Below are 19,372 nucleotides of genomic sequence, written 5' to 3' on the forward strand. Positions count from 1 at the left end.
CCCCTACGGACTAATGCCCCTTATTTTATTTTGATATAAATGCAAAAAATCTGTGTTTCATCTAACCCACAGATTGATATAGAACATATTAATTCTCCTTGATTGTATGCCCATCGAAAGATAATGTCAATTATAATGTCAAAGTTTTGTCAATTTAATAACAATTTCGCCTTTTATTTGTGCACTATGTACAGAATTTTAAGATGATTTATTTTACACTCTACTTTGTTAAAACCCCAAAAAACATAATAAAAAAGCCAATGTACAGGATGGTTAGCCCATACATCAGCCTTTCTATATTTTTGTCTATATTTCCTATTATACCGCTATGATAACAAATGTCTTTTAAAACTTAAAAGTGTCTTTTAATCCGGACCATTTCTGGTCTTTCTCTGAGATCACCAATTCCGTACCCTCCTCAAATGGCCATTCAATGCCGATGTCAGGATCATCCCACTTGATCCCGCCTTCATCTCCAGGGTGATAAAAGTCTGTACACTTATAACAAAATTCTGCCTCCTCTGAGAGGACGAGGAAGCCATGGGCAAATCCTTCCGGAATATAAAACTGCTTTTTATTCTCTGCGGATAATTCTACCCCAAACCACTTTCCGTAAGTTTGAGAGTCTTTTCTCAGGTCCACCGCCACATCAAATACCTTACCACGAACGACGCGCACCAGCTTTCCCTGCGGATACTGCTTCTGAAAATGAAGCCCTCTTAAAACTCCTTTTACCGACATAGACTGATTATCCTGTACAAAGGTCATGCCAAGCCCCGCCTCTTCAAAATCCTTTTGGTTATATGTCTCCATGAAATATCCCCGTTCATCCGGGAACACTGCCGGCTCAATGATATGCAGTCCTTCAATCTCACAATTTGTAACCTTAATCTTTCCCATCTGTTCCTCCTAATACCCGATTTCTTTTAAATATCTGGCAAGAGCATCCTGCCATGCCGGTAGCCTTTCAAAACCGTTTTGTGTCAGTTTGTCCTTACTCATACGGCTGTTTTCCGGTCTTTTTGCCTTTGCCGGATACTCATCGCTGCCCACCGGAGCTACTTCGATTTCGATGCCCGCCTGCTTAAATATTTCACAGGCAAATTCATACCAAGTGCAAATCCCTTCATTTGTGGCGTGATATCTTCCATACTTCTCTGTCTCTATCATATCCACGAGAAGCCTTGCCAGATCATAAGTATAAGTAGGAGATCCGGTCTGGTCGTTCACCACGGTAAGTCTGTCATGATTTTTTGCCAGGTTCAGCATTGTCTTAATAAAATTTTTACCGTTCATTCCGAACACCCAGGCAATCCTCACAATAAAAAACTTGTCCAGATTCTGTTCAATGGCAAGTTCTCCCTCATACTTTGTCTGTCCATATACGTTCAGCGGATTCCTCTCATCATCCGGATCCCACGGTCTTTCTCCCTGTCCGTCAAATACATAATCTGTGCTGATGTACATCATCTTAAGATCCAGATCACGGCATACACGTGCTATATGTTCAGTGCCGTCCGCATTGATCTTCCTGCACAGTTCTGCATTGTCTTCTGCCGCATCCACCGCAGTGTAAGCCGCACAGTGGATTACCGCATCCACATCTGCAGCCGTTATCACCTGCCGTACTTTTTCGGCATCTGTGACGTCCATTTCCTGCACATCCACACCGATCCCTTCATGGCCTCTCTTTTTCAGTTCGTCCATGACGTCATGGCCCAGCTGTCCGGCTGCCCCTGTGACTAATGCCTTCATACCTTACTCCTGTTCTAACCTTTTTCCGTATTGGTTCTCAAAATAGTTTGCATATTCACCGGACAAAATATTCTGCCACCATTCTTTGTTGTTAAGATACCATTCGATTGTCTGACGGATTCCCGTATCAAATGTATACTTTGGTTTCCATCCAAGCTCTTTCTCTATCTTTGCCGGATCGATAGCATAACGCATATCATGTCCCGGGCGGTCTGTCACAAATTTGATCAGGCTTTCCGGCTTATCCAATGCTTTCAGTATGGTCTGCACAACCTCAAGATTTGTGCGCTCGTTGTGTCCGCCTACATTGTAGACTTCTCCCGGCTTCCCTTTATGAAGGATCAGATCGATGGCTTCGCAGTGATCAGACACATGGAGCCAGTCTCTGACATTCTCTCCTTTTCCGTATACCGGCAGTTCCTCATCTGCCAGCGCCCTGCTTATAATAAGCGGAATCAGCTTTTCCGGGAAATGATACGGTCCATAGTTGTTGGAACACCTGGAAATCGTCACCGGCAGTCCGTATGTGCGGTAATAAGCCAGGACAAACAGATCTGCGCTGGCCTTGGAGCTGCTGTATGGACTGGAGGTGTGGAGAGGTGTATCCTCTGTAAAAAATAAGTCCGGACGGTCCAGAGGAAGATCCCCGTACACTTCATCCGTCGATACCTGGTGATACCGTTTTACCCCATATTTTTTTGAGGCATCCAGAAGCACTCTCGTTCCCATCACATTGGTGGTCACAAAAATACCGGGATCCGTGATGGAGCGGTCTACATGGCTCTCCGCCGCAAAGTTTACGACCATGTCAAATTGTTCTTTCTCAAACAGGTCCATGATAAATACTTCATCTGCAATATCACCTTTTACAAACTTGTAGTTCGGTTTATCCTCAACTGGTTTTAATGTTTCCAAATTCCCCGCATAGGTGAGCAGGTCCAGATTCACAATCTCATCGTTGGGGTATTTGTTCACCATATGATGCACAAAATTCCCTCCGATAAATCCGGCGCCGCCGGTCACTAAAATCTTCATAAATGTTTTCTCCTGTCTTACTTGTCTATATACTTTCCATTCATAACGTCTAGGAGGTACTGTCCGTACTGGTTCTTTTTCAGAGGCTCAATGTCTTTTAACAGCTGGTCCCTGGTGATCCAGTGCTGAAGATATGCAATCTCCTCCGGGCATGCAATCTTCCTGTGCTGGTGTGTCTCCACTGTTTTGACAAAGTTGGTCGCCTCCACGAGAGATTCATGTGTCCCCGTGTCCAGCCATGTGAATCCCTGTCCAAGCAGGGTAACTTCCAGTTCTCCATTTTCCAGATAGATTTTATTCAAATCTGTAATCTCTAGCTCACCTCTGTCCGAAGGTGCAAGGTTCTTTGCATACTCTACAACCCTGTTGTCATAAAAATACAGTCCCGTCACACAGTAATTGGACTTTGGATGTTCCGGCTTCTCTTCTATGGAAATGGCTTTACCGTCAGAATCAAACTCTACGATGCCAAACCGCTCCGGATCATCTACATAATAGCCGAATACCGTTGCCCCGCTCTTTTTGTTGGCCGCCGCCTGAAGCCGTTTCCTGAGCCCGTGCCCGTGGAAAATATTGTCCCCCAGAACCATAGCCACATTGTCATCACCGATAAATTCTTCTCCAATGATAAATGCCTGTGCAAGCCCGTCCGGTGAAGGCTGAACTGCATAGGAAAGCTCGATGCCAAACTGGTGTCCGTCTCCTAAAAGCGCCTCAAACCGGGGTGTGTCGTCTGGAGTGGAAATGATCAGAATCTCCCGGATGCCTGCGTCCATGAGCACAGACATCGGATAGTAGATCATCGGCTTGTCATAGATCGGAAGCAGCTGCTTTGACGTCACCATGGTCAGCGGATACAGCCTTGTCCCGGAACCGCCTGCTAAAATAATTCCTTTCATAATAAATATTCCCTTTCTCTTTGTCCGTTATCAGTTAATGTCATTGTAGTGGGTGACGTAACGTAATGGTCAAGAATCAATTCTTTAATGATAACGTTTGGAATGTTCATCCTGGCACTGCTTGGCTATATAGATAGGAAAAACAAGTGGAACAAAGTTTAAAAGTCCCTCATTTTTGAGAAACTTTTAAACTTTGCGTGCCGGATGCGATTTGCCAATGCAAATAATTTCCTTACGCATCCGTGCACAACCCGCGGAGCGTTTTTATGTTATAGGAGGTTCCGCAGGAATTTCCTATAACATAAATAAACCTACCTTTGTACTTGGCCAGTCAAGGTAGGTTTATTTCTTAACTTCGAGGCTAACCACCAACGTGGGCAGTTTGCTCCTTTCTTTATCTTTAATATAACATTATTTTGGCTTATTGTAAACCATCTATCTTCCTTTTATTTACATCTATTTTCTTGTCATTTCTCTTTCTTTGACACAAATACACCAGCCTGCTTTGTAATTTTTACTTGTCCCTGTGTATCTATTTTCTTTTTCAGAAACTTCTTAAATTCCATCTGGCGGTTATTTAATATCTCATTCTGGTTCCCATGACAGGAAAGAATATAATCCAGCAGAGGCTCTGCCTCGGTAACGATTAAAGCATCCTCATACTCTATCTTTTTCACATCCGCAAAATACCTTTTAAGAACAGCTTCCCCTTCATCCAGGCCAAACATATCAAAAAGATTTACTTCCGACAGACTAATGCGCGGATCAAACTCCTGGACCAGCATCGTGACTTCCTTCATATGCTCTTTTCCATAAGCGCTGCAGTAAAAAATCCCGTCATCTTTCATCACTCTGCATATTTCCTCTAGTGCCTTTTGAAGACTGCCAACATAAAACAGCACATGATTGGCAATAACCCGGTCAATGGTCTTATCAGAAAACGGTATGTTCTGGCAGTCAAACCTCCGAAATAAAAAATCAGGTCCCCTCACCCCTCCAAGATTCTTTTGGGCATCAGACAACATCCCTTCCGAGATATCCGATAGTATGACTTTCATACCTGACAATTCTTTTGTTTGTTCATTTTTCCACATCTGTCCATTGCCGCAGCCGACCTCAAGCACTGTATCCGCATCCTTGAAATCCACAAGAGAAAAAAGCCACGGAAACCACCCCTGTTTATTTACAGAAAACCTGTCATGCAGGCTGATTCTGATATCCAGGTTTGTGGAGTTTTGATAGTGTTCTACCAGAGTCCGCTCCATACTCGTCATATGGATCAGGCCGAGAATCTCATTCCAGTCTACCTCGCTGGTCTCTTCAATTATTTTTGTCGTCTTTAGCAAAGCTTCTTCCATCAGCTTCAAATGCTCTGCTTTTTTATGAAGCAAGTCCGCCTGCATCTGAAGCGATTTTGTAATATCTGATACATCATCGTTGATTGTCATATTTTTGATCTCTTCCAGCGAAAATCCCAGATATTTTAAAGACAGCACCTTTTGGAGTTTTAAAAAGTCCTGATCAGTATACATCCTATATCCCGCATCATTGCGGAAGCTGGGCTGTAAGATACCTTTTTTATCATAATACCTTATCGTCCGGATGGTCACTTTCGCCCTTTTGGCAAATTCACCGGTAGTATAACACTTCTGCATAAGATTCCCGCCTCCCTCGCAGTTTCTATCTACCAGTATAAGTGATTCGGCTTTTGCCTACAAGCCCGTGTACCCACACGAACTTTCCTGTGGCGGAACAACGCGGGCAGGACCACTTCAATTTTCCTATGAAATAAAACAGCTGAACAGAACCCTTTCACCGGAATCTGTTCAGCATCACTCATTATTTTATATTTAATTCCTTTTTAAGCTGACCGATCATTGTCTCATATTCTTCATCGGCGAGAAATTTTGGTTCATCATTTCCAATGGCAAAAGCTCCTCCGAACTCAAATCCGCCCTCATATTTGGGAACCAGATGAAAATGCAGGTGAGGCAGCTTGTCCCCGTAAGCGCCGTAGTTGATCTTTGTACATCCCCAGAGTTTTTTTATAGCTCTTGCAGCTGCCGCTACATCATCTATGTAATCATGTCTCTGTTTTGGTTCCAGGTCAAACAGCTCACTCTTATGCTCCGGCACTGCGACTACACAGCGTCCTAAATGAGCCTGATCTTTAAACAGGTATAAAACCCCCTCCTTCATCTGCCCCACTTCGATCATCAGATCCTTTCGCCCCTGATGGTCCGGGTCACAATAAAAACAACCTTTTTCCTTTACCGCCATAGCATTCTCCTTTTGATTACAAACTGATTACATTATGGTTATATTATATTCCTTTTATGAATATAATTCCAGCAATTTTATATTTATTTTTTGATCAAAGATGGAATCTGCCATTAAATCCATTCTTTCCACGCTGCTCTCAGCCGTTCCACACAATCAGGAATATCCTCTAAAGAAATTTTGGCAAAGCCTAAAAACAGAGAATTGGGCGGACAGGCAGCCTTTTCCTGCCAAAACTCCATGGTCGGATACACTTTTACCCCATGCTCAAGTGCTTTCCGGATTAACTCATTTTGATCAGCCTGCGCGGCAAACCTTAAACGAAAATATTGCCCGGTACCGTTGCCGGATATTTCAATCCTGTCTTTTACATCGGCTAATTCTTCTGAAAAACGTTCCAGCCGCCTGCGGAATATATGGTTCATCCTCCTGACATGGCGGTCATATTGACCCGTTTCTATCAAACGTGCAATGACATACTGATTAAGGAGCGAAACCGTACTGTTGTAATTTTTAAACCTGTGAAAATAAGCTTTCAGCAGCTTTGGAGGCAATATCATATATCCCATGCGCACTGAAGGGGAAAGCGCTTTTGAAAATGTTCCAAGGTAGATGACACGGTCATCTCTGTCTATGGACTGCAGCGCCGGAATAGGTTTTGAGTAATATCGAAACTCGCTGTCAAAGTCATCTTCCATAATAAAGGCATCATTCTTCTGCGCCCATTCAAGAAGTTCATACCGGCGGCCGGCGGATAAGGTGACACCGGTTGGAAACTGATGGGATGGAGTTGAGTAAACGGCGCAGGCATCAGACACACGTGGAAGTTTGGATACTACGATTCCATGTTCATCCACAGGAACCTTCTACACATTTATATTGTTATTAGAAAATACCGCTGCCGCTTTATGAAATCCCGGTTCCTCCATTAGAATCGTCTGCCTTCCAGGCGGGAACAGCCTGCAGAGATAGTCTAAAGACTGCTGTATCCCACATGTGATAATGATTTGATCTTTGTCACAGGTAACACCTCTGATCCGCTGCAGATAAGACAGCAGATTTTTTCTCAGGTATAATTCTCCCTGCTTATCCTGACAGGATCATATTCTGGCCTCGTTTTCCAGCATATCCAGGCATTCTAACGTACAGAGTTTCCAAAATCTCTTCGGAAACAGATCGCTTGTCTGACTGCTGTTTGTCAAATCGTACAGAATGTCAGGCTGTTTTCTTTCCACAGGCATCGCTTGTTTTAAACGGATCTGAACCGGTCTCTCCCTGCTGACAGTAAGTTCCGGAACCTTTGCGGCAGTATATCCAATCCCTTTCTGCGGTATGATATATCCCTCCGCGGCCAGCTGGCCATAAGCATTGTTTACCGTATTCCGGCTAACCCCCTGCTGCCGGTTAATACCTGACCTTCCTTGATAATGCCGTTTAATATTTCCTCTTTTATTTGTGTATAAATCTGCATATACAAAGGTTCATTGTTTTTTCTGTCAAGAATAATCATGAAATCCCTCTCCCGGTGGTACTATTTTTTTAGTATATAGTGGGTCTTTTCATAGTTCCAGTGTAAGTGTATCATGTTTTAAACACAAAGGAAACCTGCACAGACGGAGGACAGACTCTTGAAGATTATAAAACGGAACAACGAAACAAAATATGTACTGCTTGAGCTCTTAGCAGTTGCATTCCTTGCAGCAGGAGGCATTTTGTAAAACTCAGCTCACTGACTCCTGTCAGCACCGGGTTTTACAGAGTTCTTTTTTCACTCCCTCTGCTGCTGCCTCTGGCGTTCAGGGGCCTGCGAATTTTAACCAAAAAGGATGTACTCATTTTATTTCTGGCCGGAGTTTTCCTCGCCGGTGATGTAGCATTGTGGAACCTATCTTTCAGCTATACATCCGTAGCAAATGCAAACTTACTTACAAATCTGACGCCTTTTACTGTGATACCGGTCTCATACTTTTTATTCCGGGAAAAGATACCGAAGTTATTTTTAGCAGGAGCTGCGGTAACCTTAATCGGAGTCTTTGTTTTATTGGGCGGAAAGATCAGCCCACTCCGGTCAAACTATTTTGGAGATTTTCTCGCCTTTAGTGCTTCTTTTTTCTATGCGGTTTTTATCCTGATCTCCTATCGTTTAAGAGACAGATACGAAAGCAGTGTCATCATGTTTGTAAGCGGGTTCGGAAGCGCCCTTGCATTGGGGGGGCACCTCAGTTTTAACAGAGGGCATCCAGATTCCCCATGGGACAGAGCAGCTCTGGCCGCTATTGGGACTGACCCTCTGCCTTCAGGTCATCGGACATAACCTGCTGGCCCACTGCCAGGGAAAGCTCAGTGTGAACCTTTCCTCGATTGTATGTTTATGCCAGCCGGTCATCGCCTCACTTTATTCTTATATTATTTTTTCCGAAGTTCTTTCTCTAAGGGAAGTCCCGGGAATTGCCATTGTGATTGCCGGTGTATATTTAGTAAAAGCCCAGTATTCTAATAAAATCAAGAAATAAGAAGCAAAAAAAGCCTGTATATGCAGGCTTTTTCTGACTCACGCGGCATACCTGGCTTTTTAGTCTCAGGCCTGTGCCGTCTCCTTCAAGAAGTCTTCAATCATAAACATGTTCATCGTGTCTGTGACTTTTTTACGGTTTGTCTTCCACACGGAAAAATAGATCTCATCGAGAGTGAATAAGTCTATACTTCCAAGAAGCTTAGAAGTATCCGCTTTCAGGCTGAAAGCATATTCCAGCTCTTTTTCCTCTGTTCCATCCTCCTTTTTAGCAGAACGGTAATACAAAAACGCCTGCTGTACATAGATACGGATAGACATTGGATTAAAGCCGCCGCCTGCTTTCTTAGGATCGCTCATACTGTTCACGGTACTGTTCAGCTGAGTCTCCATATCCGCAACCTCTTTATCTCCTTCTTTGGCACCCATCAATTTCCTGACTTCTTCCACCATCTCCTGTATGGTCATTCCCTCCTGGCCTGCAGAATCTGTCGGCGCCAGCAGGAGCATCATGACGTCCCCATCTTTTTCAAGCGCCGCCACAAAATGATTTTTCAGCAGCGTAAATTTCACTCCCGCATTGATGCGTACAGGAATCGCCACATTGGTCCCTGTCCCTCCTTCCATAACTATTTCCGGTTCCTTTGGTACTACCTCGCTTGGTTCTTTTGGATCAGGCATAATGTTTCTCCTTTCTCTTTTATGATAAATTTTTAAACTTCTCTAAATCATTCAGGATATCCTGTGAAAGCTTCGGTTCCGGCTTCTCCATACTGTTTTGCTTTCCGAAGTCTCCCACATAAAAACCATTGGCAAAAAACCCTTCTCCATCTTCCAGTTCCAAAGAATATACCCGGTCATAATAAGGCTCGTCATAAACCTCATCCACCGGACTGTACAGTTCTCCATCCATACAGATCTGTTCTGACCCAGTGAGTTTCCCTGCCTGTTTCCATCCTTCCTTTGTCATGACCGGATGGTCCATTGTCATCATGATGGTTTTTTCTCCAGCCTTTATATATTTCAAAATTTCTTCATTTCCAGTATAAATATTGCTGACCTTTTCATAATTTCCCTTGGCGGAAGCCACATAATCCCCACTCTTTACATCGCACACCGGTATACTGCCCCGGTCCCTTGTTTTGATCACAGCTTCTTTTTCAAGGCAGCCCCAGAGCAGGTGCATACAGGGGATCTCTACAACATTGCCTCCCTCATATTTTTTAGGAACCAAATAGCTGTCCATCTGCAAAGAATATCGATACCCGTCTGTACATGAAAACTCTATATCCATAGATAAATAAAAATCATCTTCCCCTGCCACGCCGCCCTGGCTGATAAAACTGTTCCACGCCTGAGGCAGAACTAACAGATATCCTTTTGTAAAGCTCTGCGATATCTGAGGATAATATGGAAACATGTTGTACCACTGAGATGCGGGGATTAATTTAATCTGCTGAAAATTCTGAAACTGCACTGTGGAATGTCTGGCGCTGTAAATATAAATATCTCCCTGTACTCTGGGAGCTTGGGCCGCCTGCTTTCCTGCGTCCAGCTCAAACTGCACGGCAATCGGCAGATAAACACAAAAATTACTGTTCCTTCTCTCGGGGTTGGCATAAAAGTAGTCCGATGTACCCATGGCATCTGTACGAAAATAAACAATGTTGATCTTGGATCTCCCGGCTTTGGGCTGCGGATGAAGAACCTGGCCTTTCCCGATAATATCCAAACCCGCACCAATAACCGCGGTTCCCTTCATATTTCCTGCCTTAACCGGCTTCCAGATGTCAGGAACCCTTAACATATAATTGATTTCTGCCTGTATTCCGGACAGTTCGTCCTGTTCCATCTGTATATTTTCCTTGATCATAAGAAAACTGCACTGTGGTACCGAATAAGAAAAAGTCCATGTTTTTCCCTGCCCATTCCAGACTTTCAGCTTTGCAATCAAATAATCGGGTCCGCCCGATTTATGGATCTTTCCATTTACGGTCAGTATCTTTTTCTTTGGATCATAAAACAGCTTTAATTTTTCAAATTCCTCCCATCCGTCAAAATCGGCATCCTGTGAACTTGTCCTTCCCTCTTCCTTCCGGTTTCCGGCCTGCTTTTGTGCCGTTTTCATGTCTTCATACAATGCCGGGTATTCCTCTTTTAATTTCTGCTCTCCTCCAAATATACTGATGAGGATCTCTTTTTCTTTCCCCTTAAAAAGTTCTGTCTGTATTTCCCGCATAACATACCCCTTTCTTACCCTCTGTAAATATACTGACCGCTGTCCTCATAAATATTTTCAATTTTCGTCCTGACGGTACGAAATTCAAACAAATACTGATTACCCGTATTGGAGATCACTCCGGCCCGGAGCAGAAAGTCCGCAAAAAGCCCGTCTCCGCTGTCATAAAGATTCCAGAATTCCTCTGCGAGTTCTGTGTAAATACGATTCTCTGCCGTTTCTTCAGGACTGTTTCCGTCATTATATTTTCTGCTTCTGAGAAAGTTAAAAACACTTTTTTCATTTACTTTCAAATAATCCACCAGCTTATATACCGGTGACCTGGGAAGCACACCCCACATGTTTTTTTCATCTGCGTGATTTCTGTCAAAGTCTGAAAAATGCTCGTGATCCGGATGCTGCCTGACATAAAGTCTTACTGACCAGTCAAAGATCGATCCGGCGTAACTGTACATAAATTTCTGCTCCGCCGTGGGACTGACAGCCCCCAGCGGATCAGCAAGTTCTTCCGACAGGTCTTTCATCCATGGCATATCCCATTTTCGCTGATCCCAAAGTGCTTTCTGTAAAAATTCACTTGTAAGATCATCTCTCCCGATCCCGATTGTCATCTGATTGGCACATCGGATAACGGAGTGGTACTCATTCCGGAAAAAATAAAATTTTCTTCGGTCGCCCGGTTTTCCTTTTATTTTATACGTCTCCGATCCTTCTCCCTGAATCTCTGCCGAGAATTCACCGGCAGTATAGTGTTTCCCACTGACTGCAAAGTCAGCGTCCGCCGGTTTTTTTGTATGTTTCTGCATAGGAACAAATTCCCTGACAAAAAGCTTTATCGCTTCTTTTCTTTTTCTCCACCGGTCCGCTTCATGGTTTCCTGCAGGCGTAGTGGCAAGCTCCAGCTGAAAACATGTCCCGAACCCGGGAATCGTTATCCTTGTATCTGCGGTTACATCGACGAGCTTCTCCTCGCCATTCCAGATAGAAGCAATGGTCTTGCTGTCCTGGTCCATCTCAGCCGGCGAACCATCCTCATTGACGAGAAACAGATATACTTCTTTTACCTCTTGTTCCGTACCGATCGTAATACTTTCGTAAGCCATATGAACCTCCTTATTTCAATTCAAATGGATAGATGTCCGCAAATTCAATCTTTCCCTTTTCTCCTGCATCGCACCGAACAGAAAGTGTTACAGTCTCTCCGCCTGTCCTGGCAAAAGAAGCGCGCCCGGAAGCATTTTTGGCAAATGTGGTCTTGTGATCCGACGCCTCGATGATGACGTCCTTTCCATCATTGTTCGCAACCCTCCACGATAGCTCATATTTTTGCTCATTTCCATTCTTCATCATCACATATTTGAGCCTCTGGATTTCCGGTGCATCCGACCTTCCCGCCTTAACCGTTTTTTCTTTATATCCGGTTTCTCCGCCGGCTGTCAGAATATCGTATCTGTATACGGTGTATTGGTTCTTTAACACATAACTTCCTGAACGCCCCTCAACTCTGCCGATTCCATGATCCAAATACCCAAAAGCAGTTTTGATCAGCTGAAAATCAAATTTCGTCTCCTCACCGGAACCAGCAGGGCCAGCAGGGGACACAGAAATTCCTTTAACATCCTCTCCCCCACTGAGTTTGGCTGTAATCTCTTTTTGTACACTCTCCCTGTCCTTAACTGCTCTGAGAATTACGGTCATTGTTTCATAAATATAGATTTCCATCTCTCCATTACAGTCAACTTTCCAGTTGTATGGATAAATTATACAGAAATCGCAGCCCGGACAATCCCATTCAATCTTCAGAAGTTCTCCTGCAGCCGCCTCGTATGTCTGACCCGGGCCAGTGCCGTTTATCTTAAATAACTTCACTTCCATGGCATTCCCCTTTCTTAAATCGTGATCTGATACTCTTTTCCTGTACCTTCATCGTAGCCTTCTACATACATCGTCACCAAAATATTCTCTCCGGCCCTTGCCGGGTCTGTCCCCGTCAAGATCTGCTGCCAGCTTCCCTCTGTACCCAGATCCTCACCTCCCTTTATGTCGTAAAGTTCATTTCGTTCACGGTCCTGAAAAACAATGCGGATGGATTTGGCTGTATTATTGCTTCTCAGTTCATAAAGCTTCCACAGCACATCCAAAATTTGAAAGCCTTTATAAAATGTAATGGTCTTCTGGAAATGTACGACATCCATTCTCTCATCCTCTGTTCCATAGTAAACAGCACTTTCCACAGATGTATTTTTTCCCTCTGCAGTCAGAACAACAGGGCGTCCCGGCGTATACTCACTGAGATTCGCCGACCCGGATGCAAAGCTTGTGGAAATACCGTTTATTTTAATGTGATCCCCGCAGCATACGTCCCACTTAATCTTTTCTTCCTCATAGTCGGCCCAAAACTGTCTCAGGCAGAGCGGCAGTACCTGGATCGAAATTTTTCTTGTATCCTTCTTCTCACCGTTAACTGCTTCCAGCGTATATTCCGTCGTATCAGAAACAGTCACTAACTCACTGCTCTTTGCCGGATCGATTTCCTTCTTTGACGCTCCGGTATACAAAAACAGCTTTTGGGCGTTTTGGACAAACCAGCTGAGCCTGACCTGCTCTCCCGACAGAGCACATCCCGACTCGGGATAAAAATCCTGAACCTTCACTGTGTGATCCTGTTCTTTTTTTATTTCCAGTCCATATTCCTGCGGATCTTCTGCAAGAATCCCGACTGTGCACCGGATGGCAGCAGTACCTTCTACGGCAGTGGTCACCACGTTTTCCATGGTCAGATCCATAATCTGTTGATCTTTCATTGTCCACGCCTCGCCCGGTGTTAAAGCATAAGTAAATGTTTCTTCCTCCTCAAACCTGCATGCATACCACCCCACATTTCCGCTTCGCTTTTTTTTCTGTTTTTTCAACTCTATAAATTCTTCTTTTGAAACATCCACCACAGTCCAGTCATCTATTTTGAATTCTATCTGTCTGAGGTTCTTCATTTCTGCAAAATCAGTGCTTTTCGCTCCCGCCGGGAACGCATACTCAATCTGGCTGATCAGCGGTTCTTCATCCTGATCAAATTTCACCCTGATCTCCAGCTTGTTTTTGACCGGAGATATCTGACTGTCAGAAACAATCAATTTATTTTCTCCCACAGTCTCAAATGTAAATTTTCCTTCCACCACAGTCACCCCTTTTCTTGCACACCGGCCTTCAGCAGCAGCCAGCCTTCTTTGATCTGTTTCCACTCTTCTTCCTGGTCCGTATCCAGCCACGGAGGCTTGATGTCCCGTTCCTCATTTTTTATTCCCGGTTTTTCAAAGGATAAAAAACTCCATTCTTTTTCCATAGCTTTGGGAAGAAACATCTGCAGCTGGCTTTGCGGCGTCAGGAAAGGGCCGTAAAATAACGTAAGATAAATGTTCTCCATGGCCCGCTCTGTCCATGCTTCACTGAGCTTCATTTCCCTGACCGGAAGCAGCCCCGTCGTCATGCTGATATTTCCTGCCGGATGAAACAAAACAGTCAGTCTTGCAGGCAAAGCGTCTTTTGCGGTTTTCATGTTCAGTGTTGTATTCTGATCCAGATATGCCGTCCTGATCTTCGCTCCCTTCTCTCTCCGGCACTGATGAAATACAGAAAATCCGCCGCCCTCTCCGTGCAGATAAAATCCTGCAGTGCCGTCTGTCTGGCGGACTTCATCTCCGATGCGGAGGGGGATCGAAAACCGTTCCAGGAGAGACTCTGCCCTTTCACTGTCATCGTAAATCATAGGCACAGGACTGCTGCCCTTCACATCCACCTCAATCTCGATTCCTGCCAGAGCCAGAGGCCTTCCCATGCCGGCCTGGATCTGCTCCTTGGCGGTACCCCCTCCGGATCTGCTTGTCCACATACTGTCATCGAGAGCCTTTAAAAATTCCGGCAGCGCGGACGGTTCTCTCCTGCCGGCTTCTAAAAGCCCTTCCGCAAATCCCCGGAGTCTCGGTCCCATCCCGTCTAAAATCTCCTTTTCTTTTCTTGTCTGTCCAGGCGGATTTCTCAGAGAAATTTCATACATGCCGCTGCCGTCCATCCTTATGGTATTTTGAATACTTCCGGCCATGGTGCCGTCCGGATGATAGATGTGCAGACAGGAATCCAAAAGGTTCACCCACAGCCATCCAAAAACCGGTGACAGTTCATCGCCTATACCTGTCTCCTCCATAATCCAGCGGCTTTGAATCCTCATAGGCGCCAGAATTCTCGGTCTCAGCAGAAACCTCGGTGCAGGATTCTCCTTTCCCATACGAAGGTTCTCAGGCACGATGACATCCCCTACATCGTACTTCAGCACCCTCCCAAAGCTGTCGATCACCCGGACCCGGTCAATCTTTCCGAAACCAGCCCTTATAGGATAAAAGGCCTCCTCCGGCTTTCTCTGGTTTCTCTTCGACTGATTCAGGTCCTCGTAAAGCTCTGTCCCCTGAACGGCCCGGGAAGTCAGTGCCGTGATTTCCTGATCTAACGTCCGGTTCATCCACGGAGCCACAACCACACTCTCCTTTCTGGTGATCAGTTTGTCATGAAAACCGTCCAGACTCTGTGTCAGAATCTTCATTCCCGCCATCTTATTGCCTATATCCCTGTACTTCTCGTCTGAGACATATTTTTTGAACATCCCTGACAGATAGTCAGACCCATATGGCGACAAAATACATCTGCCGGTGAAAGGCTCAAAGACTTCCTCCCCGATGGTTTCTCCTTCATAGTCAAAATCCGTCTCGCTAAGCCTCCAGTTCTCAAGGCCTGAAGCCCCCTCTTTTATCTTCGGGTCAGGATAATACTTCATGCTCCACTCAAGGATCAGGGGATTCCACGCCGGAGACCAGATATAATTTCCAATGGGGCTGGCCAATGTCCCCCCGCATAGGTTTTCTTGTCTGTTAAGACAGTCCTCATATGCCGTGACCGCATGAGACATCAGCCTTGTATCTCTCTGTTTTTTATACCGGCGAAGAAGCTTGTCTGCCGTGTAGAAAATACTGCCCCGGGCAGTCAGTACCCCCTCCCGTACAAGCTGTTCTATGACCGGCTCTCTGATCCGCTCCGTTCCCTCTAAAAGATGTTCGCCTGAAATCCTGGCTTCTTCCCCCTCCGTAACTCCGGAAATCTTCACTATGACTTCGGAAATGAGATCTTTCCGCCTGCGCTCTGGTATTTTACCGTCAATTTTATATTTTTCCAGCCGCTTATAGATGCTGCTCTGGTCCGCCCCTTCCAGCAGGAACGTAAGGTCTCTCGGCCTCCAGTACCTCTCTCCGGACGTTTCGATCAGCACTTCCCCGTCTCCAAGCAGAGCTCTGAGTTTTTTTACCGCCTCCTGCTCCACGAATTCCTCATGTTCCCTTTTCTTTTCCAGACCAGTAACCGCTTCCATTCTCTGTGAAATTCCGCTCCTTGCCTTTTCAAGAAATTTGGGGTCCATCGCGTATTTTCGCCAGAGCAGATAGATCTCCTGCCGTTTTTCTTTCATCTGTTCCTCATATTCCTCCTGATGTTTTCTGCTGCGGGAAATTTCATAAAGGATCTCCTCTCTTTCCCGAAAACAACCGGCTTCTTTTCCCTGAATTTTAATCTCTTGCCTGGAGGGTTCCGGGCGGAACTGGTACTGTTTGACCTTCTTCTCCCCCTCCAGAGCCCCGTCAAGTTTCTCCCAATCGGACAGGGTCCCGAAAAACAAATGCTTCAGCACTTTTTCCATCTCCGGCTGCTTCAGATAATAGCTTCCGAGGGCTGCTGCCGCCTCTTCCAGCGAATTCCCCACCGCCACATTGGGTATATTGGTGCCGCTTGGGATCCCTGTCTCATAGCTGCCGTAAGGACCCGTCCATTTGATTCCGGTGACAATTCCATGGCACACCGCATGATCTCTGGGGTCCTCATTCTCCGTCCAGCCGCACACGATGTAAGTGAGCCTTATAAAATCCTCCGTCCCTTCTCTGACCTTGAGATCAGAGAGACTGTCATAGCAGCCAAGGACATTTTTACACTCCGGATAATATCCGCTGAAATGAGGTTTCCCCGTACTCACTGCCGAAAGATGTGAAAAGTGCTCTCCAGGAGAAGTCACCACCCCGTCCCAGTCTCTCATTTTGCCCAGAAACCGGTACGGCTTTTTGGGATCATCATATCCGATGGACGTGTACTGTTTGTCGCTGTCTGGGAACGCCGTTAGAAGATCACTCTCAAGAATCCAGTTTTTTCTTCTCAAAACCGGTTCCTTTCCTTCGCTTTCCAAAACCGCGATCCTTGTCACCGTCCACCGGTTGGGAAGGTCTGGATAGACGATATCCCCGCCTTCCTCCTGCTGGCTTCCGTGGGTATACTCCTCCGGAAGAATGAAATGCAGATGTACCCCGGGCTCCTCTGTGCTGCTCTTCTCCGTAAATGTTTTGCTCTCCATGTCATCTCCCGTCGGCGCTGCCAGCAAACTCCGGTAATTTTCATTGATGTTAGCTATGGGAACATTTCCGCTGCCAAACACGGCGGCTTCCACATGGATCGGGAGCAGACGCATTTCTTCAAGATCATCTGAAATCCTCATTTAAGTTCCTCCCCCATTGTAAATACTCCGGTCTGTGCGTTTTGTATCATCTCCAGGGCAAATTCCGCCGATGTCATATTCTGAAGCCCTGCTGCTTCCTCCAGTCTGGCCGCCGAGGCCTTTACATCGATCACCCTGTTTTCTTTGGATTTCAAGACAAGCTCTGCCTGTCTGCCGCCCAGCTTTCCCTCTTCGATGTCCCGGACCGTTTTCTTCATTATCCCGTCTTCGGTAAAGAACCCAAAATGAAGTCCCTCCGGAGGCTGCGCGATCTCAAGCCGCCGTATTTCTCCCTTAAAAATTCCCAGAAGAACCTGCCGCCCGAGAGTTTCAATCCGAAGCGCCTTTAAAGGTTCTCCTCCCTCCCGCTGGTCATATGCCCGAAATTCCAATCCCCGAAAATTTTCTGTTAACACGGAGTTCAGCAAAAATCCACTGATCACTTCCGGGACTTGTTCTCCTGTATCCATGTACTCTCTATCCTGGAGTTTCAGGCGCACCTGCTCATTTTCCCTTAATGCCTGACGGTAAATATCCACAATCAGTTCTGTGTCGTGGGAATAATCGATGGACGCATTCCTTCCCACACTGCAGATCCCGTCCAGCATCGCCAGCACCCAGTTGTGATCCACCTGAAAAAAGTTCAGGCTGTCCTTTTTCAGCATATCCGGCACCGGAAACAGGTACGCTGCCGGCACATGATAAAACAGGCTTGCCTCTTTTAACATTTCCAGCACTGATTCCGGAAATTCTTCGGTACCCAGCCCCTCAAAATAGCCGGTCCGGTCACAATTCCCCTGAATCCATCGCCCCATCGTCCTCATCTCCTTTCCCGGCTACCAGCTGTCCCGCTGCCCGGACGCATGCGTTTATCAGCTGTTCCCCCACATCTTTTCCCTCTGCCGGAATCCGGTCAAGAAGCTGGCTCTGCTGAAAGTTCTTTGCCGCTTCCGAGCAGTGATCCAGTCTCCAGGAAACCAGCTCTCTGCACACCGTCAGATGATTCATGGATACCATCCGTCCCAGCTGCCATGCGCATGCATAACTCACATCCATCATTCCGCAGTCGGGGTCATAAAAATAAAATTCATCCGAGAATATCCGGTATCTGGGTTTCATCTGCTTCTCTCCGTATGGAATCCACGGTCCCCGATACCAGGAAACCGTTTTGCTTCCATCCCTGACATCGTGGTTCACCGGACAGTACCCCCGGCTTAAAATATCCAAAAGTTCCCCCGGCTTTCCTTCCGGGTTCACTGCCCTTTTCAGCACGCCGGGAGAAATTCTCTTCAAAGCCGCCCGAAAATCACAGGGTTCCTTTGTGACTGCAAACTCCCATGTATACAGACAGATCAGACGCACAAATTCTGCATTTTCAGGAATGGTGATCCCTTCATACTCTTTCAGAGAAACCACATAAACTTTATGAGCAGTCTTTTCCCCCTTTTCCTCCGGCTCTTTCGGATACCTGTTGGACACCAGGCAGGAAAATGTCCCGTTTTTGACCAGAGGATCTGTGACCTTATCATCAAGCTTCACCTGCCTTACATGGGTGAGCAGTTTTCTCTCTTCCGGATCTGTGCACAGCCGGCGGAATAATTTCAGGGGAATATCCACAATCTCACATGTTTCATCCCCGGTTTCGGCATCGCTGTTCTGTAACCGCAGGTGTTCAGAAACAAAAATACCCTGTTCTTTCTGACAGCAAACCTCTGCCGTTTTCATCGCGCGCTTCTTCACTCCCTCATCCTCCGTACAGAGGAATACAGCCAGCCCCGGGCTTCCGTCCCGGCACCCGAACTCCCACGGCAGAGTCCCCCGGCTGAACACAATATGGGGAAGACAGTTTGAAAACTCCCCTTCGCTCCCTGCCGCCGGATAAACAGAATACACCTCTCCGGGGTCCATCGAAAATCTTTTTGCCGCAGCGACCAGATGAATCGTCTCTTTGCTCTGCTTTTCCGTACCGTCTTCTCTGATCCCGGTATTTAATCCTATTTCCAGCTCATAAAGCCCGCTCTTTATTTCAGGCAGGTCTTCATCTGCAAACCTCATGCTCACTTCCATAGCCGGAC

Annotated in this window: 19 protein-coding genes; 3 read left to right on the plus strand and 16 right to left on the minus strand. The window is 45.9% G+C overall.

Features of this window, described 5'->3' with window-relative positions; genetic code table 11:
• Window positions 1-345: 345 nt before the first annotated feature.
• Genes rfbC through rfbA form a run of 4 tightly spaced genes read right to left on the minus strand, consistent with a single transcriptional unit; the run spans window position 346 to window position 3,689 of the window.
• Window positions 346-900: a dTDP-4-dehydrorhamnose 3,5-epimerase gene (rfbC, locus tag DWV34_RS06300; RefSeq protein ID WP_006568207.1), complete on the minus strand. Its 555-nt coding sequence runs from the start codon at window positions 898-900 to the stop codon at window positions 346-348.
• Between the two features lie 9 nt (window positions 901-909).
• On the minus strand, window positions 910-1,755 hold the full coding sequence (gene rfbD / locus DWV34_RS06305) for a dTDP-4-dehydrorhamnose reductase (protein WP_009290164.1): 846 nt from the start codon (window positions 1,753-1,755) through the stop codon (window positions 910-912).
• Between the two features lie 3 nt (window positions 1,756-1,758).
• Complete coding sequence (rfbB, locus tag DWV34_RS06310; protein ID WP_022261113.1) at window positions 1,759-2,790, minus strand: dTDP-glucose 4,6-dehydratase; 1,032 nt, start codon at window positions 2,788-2,790, stop codon at window positions 1,759-1,761.
• Between the two features lie 17 nt (window positions 2,791-2,807).
• Entirely contained in the window at window positions 2,808-3,689 is an 882-nt protein-coding gene (gene rfbA / locus DWV34_RS06315) for a glucose-1-phosphate thymidylyltransferase RfbA (RefSeq protein WP_009290166.1), read from the minus strand.
• 75 nt (window positions 3,690-3,764) lie between these two features.
• Between rfbA and DWV34_RS18190 the strand changes: the two genes are divergently transcribed.
• The gene (locus DWV34_RS18190; protein WP_353307804.1) at window positions 3,765-3,851 is read left to right on the plus strand and encodes a putative holin-like toxin; all 87 of its coding nucleotides are present in this window, start codon (window positions 3,765-3,767) and stop codon (window positions 3,849-3,851) included.
• A gap of 305 nt (window positions 3,852-4,156) precedes the next feature.
• Here DWV34_RS18190 and DWV34_RS06320 read toward each other — a convergent pair whose 3' ends face one another.
• From DWV34_RS06320 to DWV34_RS17380, 4 genes are all read right to left on the minus strand, one after another.
• Window positions 4,157-5,344 carry a MerR family transcriptional regulator gene (locus tag DWV34_RS06320; RefSeq protein WP_118475736.1) on the minus strand — a complete coding sequence of 396 codons (1,188 nt, stop codon included), beginning with the start codon at window positions 5,342-5,344 and terminating at the stop codon, window positions 4,157-4,159.
• A gap of 184 nt (window positions 5,345-5,528) precedes the next feature.
• Window positions 5,529-5,969 (minus strand): HIT family protein, encoded by a 441-nt coding sequence (locus tag DWV34_RS06325; RefSeq protein WP_006568202.1) that lies wholly within the window; start codon window positions 5,967-5,969, stop codon window positions 5,529-5,531.
• 113 nt (window positions 5,970-6,082) lie between these two features.
• On the minus strand, window positions 6,083-6,826 hold the full coding sequence (locus DWV34_RS06330) for an aminotransferase-like domain-containing protein (RefSeq protein WP_243000826.1): 744 nt from the start codon (window positions 6,824-6,826) through the stop codon (window positions 6,083-6,085).
• A gap of 515 nt (window positions 6,827-7,341) precedes the next feature.
• Window positions 7,342-7,479 carry a GntR family transcriptional regulator gene (locus DWV34_RS17380; RefSeq protein WP_022261114.1) on the minus strand — a complete coding sequence of 46 codons (138 nt, stop codon included), beginning with the start codon at window positions 7,477-7,479 and terminating at the stop codon, window positions 7,342-7,344.
• A 219-nt stretch (window positions 7,480-7,698) separates the two neighbouring features.
• On the opposite strand from DWV34_RS17380, the gene DWV34_RS18195 reads away from it, so the two are divergent.
• Both DWV34_RS18195 and DWV34_RS17385 read left to right on the plus strand, forming a co-directional pair.
• The gene (locus DWV34_RS18195) at window positions 7,699-8,283 is read left to right on the plus strand and encodes a DMT family transporter (RefSeq protein WP_227081669.1); all 585 of its coding nucleotides are present in this window, start codon (window positions 7,699-7,701) and stop codon (window positions 8,281-8,283) included.
• Complete coding sequence (locus DWV34_RS17385; RefSeq protein WP_199485882.1) at window positions 8,171-8,482, plus strand: DMT family transporter; 312 nt, start codon at window positions 8,171-8,173, stop codon at window positions 8,480-8,482. Before DWV34_RS18195 ends, DWV34_RS17385 begins: the two co-directional genes overlap by 113 nt.
• Before the next feature lie 65 nt (window positions 8,483-8,547).
• On the opposite strand, the gene DWV34_RS06340 is transcribed toward DWV34_RS17385, so the two are convergent.
• The 8 genes from DWV34_RS06340 to DWV34_RS06375 are packed head-to-tail and all read right to left on the minus strand — an operon-like array spanning window position 8,548 to window position 19,364.
• Window positions 8,548-9,162, minus strand: coding sequence for a hypothetical protein (locus DWV34_RS06340; protein ID WP_009290171.1), 615 nt, complete (start codon window positions 9,160-9,162; stop codon window positions 8,548-8,550).
• 19 nt (window positions 9,163-9,181) lie between these two features.
• On the minus strand, window positions 9,182-10,720 hold the full coding sequence (locus tag DWV34_RS06345; RefSeq protein ID WP_009290172.1) for a Hint domain-containing protein: 1,539 nt from the start codon (window positions 10,718-10,720) through the stop codon (window positions 9,182-9,184).
• A 14-nt stretch (window positions 10,721-10,734) separates the two neighbouring features.
• Complete coding sequence (locus DWV34_RS06350; protein WP_118475738.1) at window positions 10,735-11,823, minus strand: hypothetical protein; 1,089 nt, start codon at window positions 11,821-11,823, stop codon at window positions 10,735-10,737.
• Between the two features lie 10 nt (window positions 11,824-11,833).
• On the minus strand, window positions 11,834-12,595 hold the full coding sequence (locus DWV34_RS06355; protein ID WP_118475740.1) for a hypothetical protein: 762 nt from the start codon (window positions 12,593-12,595) through the stop codon (window positions 11,834-11,836).
• Window positions 12,596-12,609: 14 nt separating this feature from the next.
• Entirely contained in the window at window positions 12,610-13,959 is a 1,350-nt protein-coding gene (locus DWV34_RS06360; RefSeq protein ID WP_243000827.1) for a hypothetical protein, read from the minus strand.
• Window positions 13,899-17,297: a hypothetical protein gene (locus tag DWV34_RS06365; protein WP_118475742.1), complete on the minus strand. Its 3,399-nt coding sequence runs from the start codon at window positions 17,295-17,297 to the stop codon at window positions 13,899-13,901. Before DWV34_RS06365 ends, DWV34_RS06360 begins: the two co-directional genes overlap by 61 nt.
• Complete coding sequence (locus DWV34_RS06370) at window positions 17,294-18,112, minus strand: hypothetical protein (RefSeq protein WP_118475744.1); 819 nt, start codon at window positions 18,110-18,112, stop codon at window positions 17,294-17,296. The genes DWV34_RS06365 and DWV34_RS06370 overlap by 4 nt, the downstream gene beginning before the upstream one ends.
• Window positions 18,084-19,364: a hypothetical protein gene (locus DWV34_RS06375; RefSeq protein ID WP_118475746.1), complete on the minus strand. Its 1,281-nt coding sequence runs from the start codon at window positions 19,362-19,364 to the stop codon at window positions 18,084-18,086. The genes DWV34_RS06370 and DWV34_RS06375 overlap by 29 nt, the downstream gene beginning before the upstream one ends.
• Window positions 19,365-19,372: the final 8 nt, after the last annotated feature.

The organism is Anaerostipes sp. AF04-45, from assembly GCF_003461725.1.
GTDB classification, from domain to species: domain Bacteria; phylum Bacillota; class Clostridia; order Lachnospirales; family Lachnospiraceae; genus Anaerostipes; species Anaerostipes caccae.